Raw genomic sequence first — 13,282 nt, 5'->3', positions numbered from 1 at the left:
GGGAGGGGCGCGGCATCCGAGGGGGATGCCGCGCCCCGGCCCGTGGGGGGCGTCAGTTGTAGGCCGCGAACGCCTTCGAGAACGCGTGCTGGTCCTGGACGATCGAGCTGCAGGTGGCGTCGGCGTAGTTCTTCGCTCCGCCCGAGCACTGCTTGTCGCGGGTGGCCGACCACATGGACAGCCAGCCGATCCCCTTGGACTTGGCGAAGTTCACCAGCTGGGTGGCGTCGTCGACCTTGAAGATCTCGGTGGTGACGTCGTTGACGCCGATCATCGGGGTGACGGCGACGGCCTTCCAGGCGGCGCTGTCGGAGAGGCCGAGGACGCTCTTGACCTGGGCCTGGGTGGCGGTGGCGGCCTGTTCGGCGTAGGTGCCCATGTCGCCGCTGTAGGCCGGGCCGTAGTCCATCGCCATGATGTTGACGGTGGTGATGTCGACGCCGTTCTTCCTGGCGTCGGCGAGCAGGTCCACGCCCGCCTGGGTCAGGCCCTCCGGCATCACCGGGAGGGTGAAGGAGACGTCCAGGTCCGGGTGGTCCTTCTGGAGCTCGGCTATGGCCTGCGCACGGCGGGTGTTCGCCGCGGTGTCGGGCAGCGCGCCGCCCTCGACGTCGAAGTCGACCTTGGTGAGGTCGTAGGCGGCCACGGCCTTCTCGTAGGCCGTCGCCAGCGCGGCCGCCGACGAGCAGGTCGTCGCCAGCTCCGAGCCAGCGGCGCCGCCGAACGACACCCGGACGTCGCCGCCCTTGGCCCGCAGCTCGCCGATCTGGGCGGCCACGGCGTCGCTCGCGAGGTCGGTCACGCCGCCCCACTTCGGGGTGCAGCCGCCGCCGTCGGTGACGAAGGCGAGGTTGTAGTCCTTGACGCCGGTGGCCTCGGCGGTGGCGACCAGGTCGAAGGCCGGGTAGAGGGAGGTGTCGACGTAGGGGGCGAAGCCGGCGCTTGTGGGGGTGCCGGTGCCGCTGCTGGTCGAGGGGGACGCGGTGGCCGTGGGGGTGCCGGTCGCCGTCGGGGTCGGGGTGGCGGTCGGGGTCGCTGTCTCGGTCGGGCGGCCGCTGGGCTCCGGCGTGGCCCCGTCGTCGGCGGAGCACGCGGCGCCGTCGATGAGACAACCGGCCGGGTCGCCGGTGCCGTTGACCACGAAGCCGACGGTGACGGACTTGCCGGGGGCCAGGCCTTCGGTGTCCCACTTGGCCGGCCGCACGGTGACGTGCTGCCCGCTGACGCCGGACTCGGCGTTCCACAGGGAGCTCAGCCGGGACCCGGCCGGCAGGTCGAACTCCAGCGCCCAGTCCTTCTCGGTCTCCCCGCTGTTGTTCGTCACGACGTACTGGGCGGTGTAGCCGGTCGACCAGTCACTGGTCCTGGTGTACGCGGCGCCGACCCCGGCCGCCTGAGCCGTACCGGTGAGCAGGATCGCGCCGCCGCCGACCACGGCCGCGGCGACAGCCCCGGCGATCACCTTGTTTCTGCCGCTCACCTTGCGCCGGTGCGTGCTCATGACGTGCCTGCCTTCGTGGTTCGGGGGTGGGGTGCGGCAGCACGCTAGCGAGCTCGAATCGGGCAAACGGCCTGTTCGGGACGGGGGGCGAGGATCTTAGGGTGCGCTTAAGGAAGGGATCGGGACCGGTTAAAGGTCGAGACCAATCTGCCGCGCCGGCGGCGTCGTACGCCCCCTCGGTGCCCCCGGCCGGGTGTGCGCTCGCGCCCGGCCGGCTGGATCCAGATCCGCACCTCGGTGCCGCCCAGCACGGAGGCCCCGATCCGCACGTCCCCGCCGGTCTCCTCCGCGAGCCGGCGCACGATGTCCAGGCCGAGCCCGGTCGACCCGGCACTCCCCGACCCGCGTCCACGGGCCATCGCCGCCTCGGGATCGCGGATGCCGGGCCCCGCGTCCGAGACCAGCACGATGACCGCGTCCTCGCCGTTGTGCACGTCGACCGCGAAGGCGGTGCCCTCGGGGGTGTGCCGGAAGACATTGCCGAGCAGGGCGTCCAGCGCGGCCGCGAGGTCGGCGCGGGCCACGGGTATGCGCACCGGCCGCTCCACACCGGCCACCCGCACCTTGCGCCCCTCGTCCTCGGCGAGCGCCGACCAGAACGCCATCCGCTCCCGGACCACCTCGGCGGCATCGCATCCGGCGCCGGGCCCGGCGGCCGCGGTCTGCGGCTTGGCCTCCCGCGCCGTCCGGATGATCGTGTCGACCTCGCGCTCCAGCTGGGCCACCGCGGCCCGGGTCTGTTCGGCGGCGGGCCCGTCACCGAGCGAGGCCGTGTTGAGCCGCAGCACGGTCAGGGGCGTCCGCAGGCGATGGGACAGGTCGGCCGCCAGCTCCCGCTCGTTCGCGAGGAGTTGTACGACCTGGTCGGCCATGGAGTTGAACGCCGCCGCCGCGAGCCGCAGTTCGGTCGGCCCCTCCTCGGGCACCCGGCAGCCCAGCTTCCCCTCCCCCAGTTCGCGCGCGCCCTCGACGAGCCGCTGGGCGGGCTGCACCATCCGTACGCCCAGCCGGTCCGCGACCGCGACCGAGCCGACGATCAGGGCGAGGCCGACGCCGGCGAGCACCGCCCATGCCGTGGCGACGCCGTGGCCGACCTCGGACTGCGGGACGTAGACCTCGACGACCGCGATCTCACCGGAGCTGAGCGCGATCGGCTGGAGCAGCGTGGAGCCGCCGTCCACCTCGCTGGTGGAGGCGCGGCCCAGCTTCCGTACGGTCGCGATGTCGCCGTCGGCGGCGCGCTGCCGTCCGATGTCGACGGCCCGGGTGCCGGCGGCGGCCGGTATGTGCACGGCCATCTCGGCCTCCGAACCGGCGGAGGCGACGACCCGCTCCAGCTGGTCCCGGTCGGTGGTGATGGACAGGGCGGGCGCGACGGCCGCGGCCTCGCGCTCGGCGTTGGAGAAGGCGCGGTCCCGGGCCATCTCCTTGATGACCAGGCCGAGGGGGACGGCGAAGGCGACCACGACCATGGTGGTGACGGCGAGGCAGACCTTGACGAGTGCCCATCTCACAGCGGCGGCTCCAGCTTCACGCCGACGCCCCGCAGGGTGTGCAGATACCGCGGTCGCGCGGCGGTCTCGCCCAACTTGCGGCGCAGCCAGGACAGATGGACGTCGATGGTCTGGTCGTCGCCGTAGGACTGCTGCCACACCTCGGCGAGGAGTTCCTTGCGGGGGACGACGACGCCGGGGCGGCCGGCGAGGAAGGCGAGCAGGTCGAACTCGCGGCGGGTGAGATCGAGGCGGGCACCGTCCAGTTCGGCCTGGCGGCGCAGCGGGTCGACGACGAGGCCGCCGACCCGGAGCACGGACTCCGGCTGCGCCTCGCCGACGACGGCCCGGGAGCGTCGTAGGACGGCGGCCATCCGCGCGGACAGGTGCTCGACGGAGAACGGCTTGGTCAGGTAGTCGTCCGCGCCCGCGTTCAGCAGCCGGACGATCTCCGCCTCGTCGTCCCTCGCGGTGGCGATGATCACAGGGACGTCGGTGATGCCGCGCAGCATCTTCAGTGCCTCGGACCCGTCCAGGTCGGGCAGACCGAGGTCGAGGATGACCACGTCGAAACGGATATGGGCGACCTCGCGCAGCGCCTCCAGCGCCGTACCGACACTGCGCACCGTGTGTGCGGCGTCGGTGAGATGCCGGATCAGCGCCGAGCGTACGAACTGGTCGTCCTCGACCACGAGCACACTTGCCATGCGCCGCACCGTACGCCATGCGGGGGAGGCCCATCCGGTGCCTGTGGACAACTCCCGCCTGTGGACAACGCGGGGGACAGGTGAGGCAGTATGGCCCGCGATGCGCAGAGGACTCATACACGTACTGGCGTGGTCGCTCGCCACGGGCGCGGCGGTCACGCTGTCGTGGTGGGGCGTCCACACGGTGATGGCGGGCACGGCCTACGACCCGCCGCGCGCCCTGCCGATCACGGCCGCCGACGCGACGACCCAGGAGTCCAAGCCGCTGGCGTCGTCCACGGCACGGTCGACACCGTCGGCGAGCCCGTCGCGCACACCGTCCCGCACTCCGACACCCTCGCCCTCGAAGACGCCGACGAAGACCCCCGGCCCCTCCCCCTCCGCGTCGGGCCAGGTCAAGAGCTACGACACCGAGGGCGGCCGCGCGGTCTTCGACCTCGGCAGGACCTCCGCGACCCTCGTGTCGGCGACTCCGGGCGCGGGCTGGTCGATGCAGGTGTGGAAGACGGAGACGTGGATCCGGGTGGAGTTCGCCTCGGGAGCGGACCGGGTGTCGGTGTTCTGCACCTGGCACGACAGCGCGCCCCGGGTCGAGGTGGGGACGTACTAGCGGGGAGCCGTCTCGGAGCCCGCTAGCGGAAGACCGACGGCGGCGGCGCGGGTGACGCGACCGCCGCGGCGTCCGTCACCGGTGCGGCCCCTCCCGTGAAGTCGGTGAGGGACTTGCCGTGTTCGAGGCGGCCGGGGTGGGGGTCGGAGGCGGCTCGGCGGGTGAGTTCGGGGACGGGGAGCGGGGCGTCGGAGGCGACCAGGACCGCGTTGCCGAAGCGTTTGCCGCGCAGGACCGTCGGGTCGGCGATCAGGGCGAGGTGCTCGAAGCGGGCGGCGGCCGTGGCGATCTGGCCGCGCAGATGCGCGAGCGGGGGGCCGTCGGCGAGGTTGGCGGCGTAGACGGCGGCGGGTTTGAGGGCCCGGCGGACCTCGTCGAGGAACTCCGTCGAGGTCAGGTGGGCCGGTGTGCGGGCCCCGCTGAACACATCCGCGATGACGAGATCGGCCCAGCCGTCGGGCACCTTGGCGAGCCCCTCGCGGGCGTCCGTCGAGCGCACCCTGATCCGGGCGTTCGGATCCAACGGCAGCTCGCGGCGGACCAGTTGGACGAGGGCCGCGTCGCGCTCCACGACCTGCTGGGTGGAGCGGGGACGGGTGGCGGCGACGTACCGCGCGAGGGTGAACGCGCCTCCGCCGAGGTGCACGGCGTGGACGGGCTTCCCGGGCGGCGCGACCAGGTCGATGACGTGCCCGAGGCGGCGCTGGTACTCGAAGGAGAGGTACGCCGGGTCGTCCAGGTCGAGGTGGGACTGCGGCGCCCCGTCGATCAGCAGCGTCCAGGCACGCGCGCGCTCCCGGTCGGGTATGAGCTCGGCGAGGCCGCCGTCGACGGCTTCTACGACGGCTTCGGCGACCGCCTGGCCGCGCCGGCCGCTCCTGGACTTTCCCATGGGGGCATTGTCGCAAGCGGCGGGCGGTCGTGCCGCCGGGGCGGCTCTTGGCCCGGACCGGCGCCGGGCCCCGTCACGTCACCGGCAGTTGTCCGCCGCCTCGATCAACCGCGCCGCCTCCCCGAGCGCCGCCCGCAGCACCACCGGGTCCGTCGCCAGGTCGGCCTCGCCCGGTGGCAGCAGCCAGTCCGAGCCCTCCACCGGAGGCTCGGGGTTCAGCCGCAGCCCCCGCCCGTCGGTCTCCGTACAGGTGCTGCCCGGTACGTCCCACGCGGCGGCCGTGCCCGGCGGGACCACGAAGCCGAGGGTGTCGCCGCCGTCGTCGTGGAGAACCGGCCCCACCGCGTCCCCCGCCCCGCGCCGCAGGATGTCGACCGCCTCCAGGCCCTGCCGGGTCGGCACCGTGACGAGGTCGCACCCGGCCTCCGGTACCGGTGGTTCGCCGCACCGCGTCAGCGGCGCACACACTTCGATGCTCTGCCTGGTCTCCATCCCGGCCTCCACCACGGAACCCCTCCTCGTCACGAGCGGGTGCGGGAGTCGGGCGGCTCCCGGTCCTGTGGAGTTCAACGCCCGGCGGCGTCAACGGCTACGGCGGAAGTCAGCCGCAAAGGATGGCAGTTCATGGCAGATCCCGGATGAGATATCCGGTTTGTAGCCAAACCCTGCGTGGCGGGTCCGGCACAGCGGGTACGTTCATGCCCGCTGGAAACAGGGTGTCACACGCATAACTCACCCCGAATCCGGCATGGTTCGACGGTTCGCACGAGAGGACCCGGCCATGGCGTCGTCAACGATGACCTCGTCCCAGTACCCCAGGCCACCGCGGCCGAACCTCGCGTTCCGGGAGCTGCGCGGACAGCGCTCCCCGGCCGAGTTCGCCGCGGCGGTGCGACGGGCCGCCCGCGAGATCGGCGAGCGGGTCAGCTGTGACGCGCGCTATGTGGGCCGGGTCGAGGCGGGCGAGATCCGCTGCCCCAACTACGCGTACGAGCGGGTGTTCCTGCACATGTTCCCCGGCCGCACGCTCACCGATCTGGGGTTCGCCCCCCGCTCGTCCGTACGCGGACGCGGGGCGCGCACCACCGAGGTCGCGCCCCCGGCATGCGTCTCGACTCCCGTGCGCGCCACGGGTGAGACATGGGGGGCGTACGAGCCGTATGACCCGCAGGACCCCTACGAGACGTACGACAACGAGGAGAGCGACGTGCTGCGTCGCGCATTCATGACCGGCGGGGGCGCCACGGTGGCCGCCGCCTCACTGACCCCCATCGGGCTCACCCTCCCCCCCTCCCGACTCGGCCCGGGCGGGGGGACACCCGTCGCCGCGGCCTCGGGACGCCCCGTCCGCCGCGTGGGGGCGGGCGAGGTGGACGCCCTGGACGAAGCGGTCCGCAGGATCCGGCTGCTGGACGACCGGCACGGCGCCGACGGGCTGTACCGGCGCGCGGCGACGCCGCTGCGCGCCGCGTACGCGCTGCTGGACGCCGGAGCCACCCGGCAGACGACCGCCGACCGCCTGCACTCGGGCGCGGGTGAGCTCGCCATCTCGGTGGGCTGGCTGGCGCACGACTCGGGACGGTACGACGACGCGCGCTCGCACTACGCGGAGGCGCTCGCGACCGCCCGGATGACCGGTGACGCCGCCCTGGAGTCGCACGCCTTCTGCAACACGGCGTTCCTCGCACGCGACGCGGGGCGCCCTCGGGAGGCGTTGCGCGCCGCGCAGGCCGCGCAGCGCGTCGGACGTCCGCTGGGCTCCGCGCGGCTGATGTCGCTGCTCGCGCTGCGCGAGGCGGGCGGCTGGGCGGGGCTCGCCGACCGCACCGGCTGCGAACAGGCGCTGGCCCGCGCCCAGGCCCTCTTCGACCGTGGCCCCTCGGACGCCGACCCCGAGTGGATGAGCTTCTACGGCGAGGCCGAACTGGAGGGCCTGGAGGCGCAGTGCTGGTCGACGCTGGGCGACTGGCCGCGCGCGGCCCGCCACGCGCACCGCGCGGCCGAGCTGCAGGACCCCCACTTCAGCCGCAACATCGCCCTGTACACGGCCGAACTGGCGGACGACCTGGCCCGCGGCGGCCGGCCCGACGAGGCCGCGGCGGCGGGGATGCGCGTCCTGGACCTGCTGAGCCAGGTGCAGTCGTCACGGATCCAGACCATGCTGGCGGGGACGGCGCGGGTGCTGCTGCCGCACCGCAGGGCGTCGGGGGTCTCCACGTTCCTGGAGCGGCACGCGAGCGTGCCGCGATCGGCCTAGCCCGCCAGATGCCCCAGGTCGTTCCAGCTCTCGATCGCCGGCTCGCCGTAGGCCCAGCCCAGGACCGACAGCGACGTCGGGTTCAGCCGGATCCGCGCGGCGAAGTCGAGCGGCAGGCCCAGCCAGCGTGCGCCTATGGACCGCAGGATGTGCCCGTGCGCGAAGACCAGGACGTCCCGGTCCGCCGCGCGCGCCCAGGCGACCACCTCGTCCGCGCGGGCCGTCACCTCGGCGAGCGTCTCGCCCCCGGGCACCCCGTCGCGCCAGATGAGCCAGCCGGGGCGGACGGCGTGGATGTCGGCCGGGGTCATGCCCTCGTACGCGCCGTAGTCCCACTCGAGGAGCGTGTCCCACTCGCTCGCGCGCTCCTTGAATCCGGCGATCTCGCACGTCTCACGCGCGCGTGCCAGCGGGCTGGTGCGCACCTCGACCCCGGGCAGACCGTCGAGCGGCGCCCGGTGCAGCCGCTCACCGAGTAGTTTGGCGCCTCTGCGCCCTTCCTCCAGGAGCGGCACATCGGTCCTGCCGGTATGTTTCCCGGCCAGCGACCATTCGGTCTGTCCGTGCCGGGCCAGCAGGATGCGCGGTGCCATGATCGGAGGGACCTTTCAAGGAAAAATGCGGGCGGGCCGCATCCATCATCCCGCACCCTGTGCGGGGGCAACCCGTCGGGCGATCTCTGCGTCCTAGAGGGCCGGGGGCCCTCAACAGGGGCGAACACATACACCGTAAAGTGGTAAGACCGGGCAACCGGACGCCGCAACAAGAAGGGGGAGGCGATCGGATGCCGCACGCCGAGACACCAGGCATCGAGGCTGCCTCGCAAACCCGTCTGCGCTGGTGGACGGAGTTGCCGCTGATCCTCCTGGTGTACGCCTGCTACTCGGCGGGCCGGCTCCTCGCGCGGGGCGACGTCACGCACGCCGTCGACCACGGTCTGGCGATCCTGAAGGTGGAGAAGTTCCTCCACATCAACGCGGAGCACCCGCTCAACCGCCTGTTCACCAACGAGACCTGGATCGGTGTACCGGCCGACTTCTGGTACGCGTCGCTGCACTACCTGGTCACCCCCGTGATCCTGGTCTGGCTGTTCCGCTCCCGCACGGTCCAGTACCGCGCGGCCCGCACCTGGCTGATGACCTCGACGTTCATCGGCCTCATCGGCTTCACCCTGCTGCCGACCTGCCCGCCCCGGCTGCTGTCGGAGAGCTACGGCTTCGTCGACACGATGGCCCAGTACAGCTCGTACGGCTGGTGGGGTGGCGAGGCGAGCGCGCCCCGGGGCATGGGCGGCATGACGAACCAGTACGCGGCCATGCCGAGCCTGCATGTGGGTTGGGCCCTGTGGTGCGGAGTCATGCTGTGGCGCTACGGCGGCACGCGTACGACGAAGGCGCTGGGTGTCGCCTACCCGCTGATCACCACGATCGTCGTGATGGGCACCGCCAACCACTACTTCCTCGACGCGGTCGCGGGCGCCGCCGTCATGGGTGTCGGGCTGCTGCTCGCGCCGTTGGTGCTGCGCGGCGCGGACCGGTTCAAGGCGCGCGCGGCGGTGGTCCTCGCGCCTGCCGCGGTGAGCACTCCTGGCGCACAGGCCTCAATTGTCAGTGCCGGATGCCAGACTTCCGCGGGTGAGCGAATTCCACGGCAGCGCGAGACACGGTTCGCACCAGGAGCCGAGCCGAGTGCCTCCCCCTCGGAAGCGGGGGACGGCGCTCCGGCAACAGCTCGCTGAGCTGCGCGGTCCCGACGTACCGGCCAAGGCGCTGGATGCCCGCGCCCTGGCCGCCCTCGCCGCGAACCCGGGCTGCAGACGGCGCGCGATCCTGGACGGCGCCGGGGTGAACAAGGCGGCACTGGCGGGCGCGCTCGGCTCGCCGTCGGCGTTCGGTCAGTCGCAGTTCGCGCTCACCCGGGGCAACGCGTTCGAGGCGAAGGTCAAGGCGGACGGCGGCGCGGAGCTGCTGCGGCTGGTCCACGAGAGGCTGGACCGGTCCGCCGAGCCGCCCGCCCACGCGCGGGTGCCCGAGCTGACGGCGATCGGCCCCGAGGGGCGCACGGCCCGGACGGCGCTGGCGCTGCGCGAGGCCACCGAGGCGGCCGGTGAGTGGACGCTGCTCGACCATCCGATGCTCGCGCTGGACGTCGCGGGCTCCCCCGCCTTCCTGGAGCCGGACGCGGTGGTCGTGCACCCGGACGGCACGTGGACGGTCGTGGAGATCAAGTCCTTCCCGATGCTGGACGGTTCGGCGGATCCGGCGAAGGTGGGCGCGGCGGCGCGGCAGGCGGCGGTGTACGTGCTGGCGCTGGAGCAGGTCGCGGCGCGTCTCACCCAGGAAGACGCCCCCGCTCCCGCGGTGCGCGACCGGGTGCTTCTCGTCTGCCCCAAGGACTTCTCCAACCTGCCCACCGCGTCCGCCGTCGACATCCGCAAGCAGCGGGCCGTGACCGGGCGCCAGCTGGCCCGTCTCACCCGTGTCCAGGACATCGCCGAGACGCTCCCCGAGGGCACCTGCTTCGACCCCGCCCGGCCCGCCGAGGAGCTGACGGCGGCCGTCGAGTCGGTCCCGGCGACGTACGCGCCCGAGTGCCTGGCCGCGTGCGAGCTGGCCTTCCACTGCCGTGACCGCTCCCGCGCGGCCGGCGCGGTGACGTCCCTGGGCCGGTCGGTGCGGGCCGAGCTCGGCGGCCTGACCACCGTGCCGGACGTCCTGGCCGCGGCCCGGGGAGAGGCCGGGGACGCCGAGGACCCGGCGGTGGCCGCCCTGCGCAGAGCCGCGCAGCTGCGGGCCGAGGCACTGAGCGCCATGGCGCCCGGATCGACCGCGCCGGAGGCACCGGCATGTCACTGATCACCACCCTCGCCCGCCTGGAGGCCGTCACCACCGGCCGCGCCCAGCCCTCCGCCACGGTCCGGCACCGGCACCTCTCCGACCAGCCCCTCGTCCTCGTGCCGCTCACCACCGCCGGTGAGGCCGGCGCCCCGCTGGGCGCGCTCGTCGGCACCGACCGGGACGCCCCGCGCCTCCTCGTCGTACCGCAGCCGCGCGACCGCGATCTGCGGTTCGCGTTCCTGGCCGAGCTGGCGGACATCGTGCTGCCGTACGTCGACACCTACGCGGAAGCCGTCGAGGCGGCCGAGCGCAACGAGACCGACCCGGAGACCGGCAAGCGGGTCAAGGTCGAGGTCGAGCTGTGCGCGGACGCCCCGCAGCTGATCGTGCCGAGCCGCGCGGGCATCGACCTCGTACGGCTGCTGGGACGCTCGATGCGTTTTCGGCGTACGGCCGAGCAGGACCCCGAGTCCCCGCATCCCGCACCACCGCGCGTGCCGCTGCTGGGCCGGTGGCTGACCCACTTCGGGGAGCGGGCCCGGGTCCCCGGCTCCTCCCTGCTGCTCGCCGCGACGGAGGTGCTGTCCCGGCACTGGGCGACCGGCCAGTCCACCCTGGAGGACCAGCACCTGGGCGCACTGCTCGCCTGGATCGACCCGCCGGAGGGCACGACCGGCGCCGAGGCCGCCCTGGAGGCGGAGCTCGGCCGGGACGCGAAGGGGCAGCTGCTGCACCCGCCGGCCGGTCCCGCCACCGACCCGGCGTTCGACAACAAACTGCTCGCCCCGGCCATCGAGCGCTACGACCGCGCGCGTACCGCCCTCGCCGCCGCCGAGGACGGTCTTCAGGCGGACGACCGGCTCGGGGAACTCACCACCGCCGAGCGGGAGATCAGAAAGCTGGTCGAGAGCCGGACCCGGCCCACCTGGGACGCGGTGTGGCGCGGCCTGGATCTGCTGCGGACGCTGCCCGAGGGCGCGCGCGTCGAGGAGCGCTGGACGCGGGACCGCTGGTCCTTCACCAGCCACCGCGACCGTGTCCTGGCCGGCGAGCCCCCGCAGCCGCGCCGCGACGACGCGGTCACCGCCGCCAACAAGCTCGCCACGCGCGAGCGCGAGCAGGCCCGTCTGGAGGCGCAGGAGGCCCTGGACGACCCGCTGGTGATGGCGGGGCGGCGACTGTCCGGGGAGGCGTTCGCGGGCGAGGTCACGGACGTCGTGATGACGTACAGCGAGGGCAAGCGGCCCAGCCCGCGCCCGCTGGTCACGGTCCGCACGGACGACCGGCCCTACCTCGGGGAGCGCGTGAAGGTGTACCGCTCGCTGGGCGGCAAGCCGCAGACGGCCGAGTTCGTCGGATACGAGAGCGAGGGGGAGGAGGCCGCCCTGATCGTCCTGCGGATCCTCGACAAGATGGGCCGCGGCAAGGAGCCCGAGACCGGGTCCGTGCCGGAGAAGGGCGACCGGCTCTGCTTCACCCTCTTCGAGCACGAGCAGCGCGGCGGTGCGAAGCTGCCCGACCCGGAGGCCACGCCCTGGACGCACGGCGGACCGCCCGGCGAGGCGGTCCCGGAGGCCGCCGACCGCCCGACCGAGGAGGATGTTCTGTGACCACGGTCTTCGACCCGGGTACGGCCGCCGCGCAGGCCACCGACGCGATCCTCCACGACACCCTGCACAGCGACAGGCGCGGTGTCGTCGTCGATTCCCCGCCCGGTGCCGGCAAGTCCACACTGGTCGTCCGCGCGGCGCTCGAACTGGCCGAGGCGGGGCGCCCGCTGATGGTCGTCGCGCAGACCAACGCCCAGGTCGACGATCTGGTGCTGCGGCTCGCGGAGAAGAACCCGGAGCTGCCGGTCGGCCGGCTGCACAGCAGCGACACGGACGCGTACGACAAGGCACTGGACGAGCTGACGAACGTACGGAAGTCGGCGAAGCCGGCGGAGCTGGCCGGTCTCCCGGTCACCCTCTCCACCGCCGCGAAGTGGGCGCACGTCAAGGTCGACGAGCCGTGGCAGCACGCGATCGTCGACGAGGCGTACCAGATGCGCTCGGACTCGCTGCTGGCCGTGGCCGGACTGTTCGAGCGGGCGCTGTTCGTGGGCGACCCGGGTCAGCTGGACCCCTTCGCGATCGTGGGCAGCGAGCAGTGGGCGGGATTGTCGTACGACCCATCGGCGTCGGCGGTGACGACCCTGCTGGCCCACAACCCGGAGCTGCCGCAGCACCGTCTCCCGGTGTCCTGGCGGCTCCCGGCGTCGGCGGCACAGCTGGTCTCCGACGCGTTCTACCCGTTCACGCCCTTCCGCAGCGGCACTGACCACGGCGACCGGAGCCTCGCCTTCGCGGTCGCGTCGGACGGCTCCGGTCCCGACCGGGTGATCGACGAGGCGGCTCGGTCGGGCTGGGGTCTGCTGGAGCTGCCCGCGCGGCACACTCCGCGCACCGATCCGGAGGCGGTGCGGGCGGTGGCGACGGTCGTGCGCCGGCTGCTGGACCGGGGCGGCGCGGCGACCTCGGAGCGCTCACCGGACCCGGCCCCCCTCACCGCCGACCGCGTCGCCGTCGGCACGGCCCACCGCGACCAGGCGGCGGCCGTCCGCGCGGCCCTGGCCGAGCTGGGCGTCACGGAGGTGACGGTCGACACGGCGAACCGTCTCCAGGGCCGCGAGTACGACGTCACGGTCGTCCTGCACCCGCTCTCCGGCCGCCCCGACGCGACCGCCTTCCACCTGGAGACAGGCCGCCTCTGCGTCCTCGCCTCCCGCCACCGGCACGCGTGCATCGTGGTCTGCCGGGCGGGGGTGAGCGAGCTGCTGGACGACTATCCGTCGACGGAGCCGGTGCAGCTGGGGACGGTGGTGAAGTTTCCGGATGGCTGGGAGGCGAACCACGCGGTGCTGGCGCGGCTGGCCGAGCACAAGGTGATCTGGAGGTCTTGAGCTGCTTTACCGCGCCCTTGCGCGGCCACGAGACAATGGACGAC

At 73.5% G+C, this 13,282-nt stretch carries 12 protein-coding genes; 6 read left to right on the top strand and 6 right to left on the bottom strand.

The window, feature by feature from the left end; all coding sequences use genetic code 11:
- Nucleotides 1–52: 52 nt before the first annotated feature.
- From ACIOHP_RS23630 to ACIOHP_RS23620, 3 genes are all read right to left on the bottom strand, one after another.
- Nucleotides 53–1,501: a cellulose binding domain-containing protein gene (locus ACIOHP_RS23630; protein WP_401890472.1), complete on the bottom strand. Its 1,449-nt coding sequence runs from the start codon at nt 1,499–1,501 to the stop codon at nt 53–55.
- Nucleotides 1,502–1,608: 107 nt separating this feature from the next.
- Nucleotides 1,609–3,015, bottom strand: a complete 1,407-nt coding sequence (locus ACIOHP_RS23625; RefSeq protein ID WP_401890469.1) for a sensor histidine kinase — start codon at nt 3,013–3,015, stop codon at nt 1,609–1,611.
- On the bottom strand, nt 3,012–3,701 hold the full coding sequence (locus ACIOHP_RS23620; protein ID WP_361478988.1) for a response regulator transcription factor: 690 nt from the start codon (nt 3,699–3,701) through the stop codon (nt 3,012–3,014). The genes ACIOHP_RS23625 and ACIOHP_RS23620 overlap by 4 nt, the downstream gene beginning before the upstream one ends.
- A gap of 100 nt (nt 3,702–3,801) precedes the next feature.
- Here ACIOHP_RS23620 and ACIOHP_RS23615 point away from each other — a divergent pair, with 100 nt between their 5' ends.
- Nucleotides 3,802–4,311, top strand: coding sequence for a hypothetical protein (locus ACIOHP_RS23615; RefSeq protein ID WP_401890466.1), 510 nt, complete (start codon nt 3,802–3,804; stop codon nt 4,309–4,311).
- 22 nt (nt 4,312–4,333) lie between these two features.
- Here the strand turns inward: ACIOHP_RS23615 and ACIOHP_RS23610 are convergent, their stop codons facing one another.
- Both ACIOHP_RS23610 and ACIOHP_RS23605 read right to left on the bottom strand, forming a co-directional pair.
- A complete protein-coding gene (locus ACIOHP_RS23610; RefSeq protein ID WP_401890463.1) occupies nt 4,334–5,203 on the bottom strand; it encodes a spermidine synthase in 870 nt (289 codons plus the stop codon).
- 78 nt (nt 5,204–5,281) lie between these two features.
- Nucleotides 5,282–5,695: a hypothetical protein gene (locus ACIOHP_RS23605; RefSeq protein WP_401890461.1), complete on the bottom strand. Its 414-nt coding sequence runs from the start codon at nt 5,693–5,695 to the stop codon at nt 5,282–5,284.
- A gap of 289 nt (nt 5,696–5,984) precedes the next feature.
- On the opposite strand from ACIOHP_RS23605, the gene ACIOHP_RS23600 reads away from it, so the two are divergent.
- Entirely contained in the window at nt 5,985–7,460 is a 1,476-nt protein-coding gene (locus tag ACIOHP_RS23600; protein WP_361539356.1) for a hypothetical protein, read from the top strand.
- Here the strand turns inward: ACIOHP_RS23600 and ACIOHP_RS23595 are convergent.
- A complete protein-coding gene (locus ACIOHP_RS23595; RefSeq protein WP_361479003.1) occupies nt 7,457–8,053 on the bottom strand; it encodes a histidine phosphatase family protein in 597 nt (198 codons plus the stop codon). The genes ACIOHP_RS23600 and ACIOHP_RS23595 overlap by 4 nt on opposite strands.
- Before the next feature lie 191 nt (nt 8,054–8,244).
- On the opposite strand from ACIOHP_RS23595, the gene ACIOHP_RS23590 reads away from it, so the two are divergent.
- From ACIOHP_RS23590 to ACIOHP_RS23575, 4 genes are read left to right on the top strand one after another with little or no spacing between them, the layout of a single operon-like run.
- Complete coding sequence (locus tag ACIOHP_RS23590) at nt 8,245–9,198, top strand: phosphatase PAP2 family protein (RefSeq protein WP_401890458.1); 954 nt, start codon at nt 8,245–8,247, stop codon at nt 9,196–9,198.
- Entirely contained in the window at nt 9,149–10,315 is a 1,167-nt protein-coding gene (locus tag ACIOHP_RS23585; RefSeq protein ID WP_401890455.1) for a hypothetical protein, read from the top strand. The genes ACIOHP_RS23590 and ACIOHP_RS23585 overlap by 50 nt, the downstream gene beginning before the upstream one ends.
- Nucleotides 10,306–11,907 carry a hypothetical protein gene (locus ACIOHP_RS23580; protein WP_401890453.1) on the top strand — a complete coding sequence of 534 codons (1,602 nt, stop codon included), beginning with the start codon at nt 10,306–10,308 and terminating at the stop codon, nt 11,905–11,907. Before ACIOHP_RS23585 ends, ACIOHP_RS23580 begins: the two co-directional genes overlap by 10 nt.
- A complete protein-coding gene (locus tag ACIOHP_RS23575) occupies nt 11,904–13,238 on the top strand; it encodes an AAA domain-containing protein (RefSeq protein ID WP_401890449.1) in 1,335 nt (444 codons plus the stop codon). The genes ACIOHP_RS23580 and ACIOHP_RS23575 overlap by 4 nt, the downstream gene beginning before the upstream one ends.
- Nucleotides 13,239–13,282 lie beyond the last annotated feature (44 nt).

The sequence above is a fragment of the Streptomyces sp. NPDC087859 genome (assembly GCF_044742595.1).
Taxonomy (GTDB): domain Bacteria; phylum Actinomycetota; class Actinomycetes; order Streptomycetales; family Streptomycetaceae; genus Streptomyces; species Streptomyces canus_F.
Note: the sequence above shows the minus strand (reverse complement) of the source record. Positions and strands in the feature narration are given on the sequence as shown.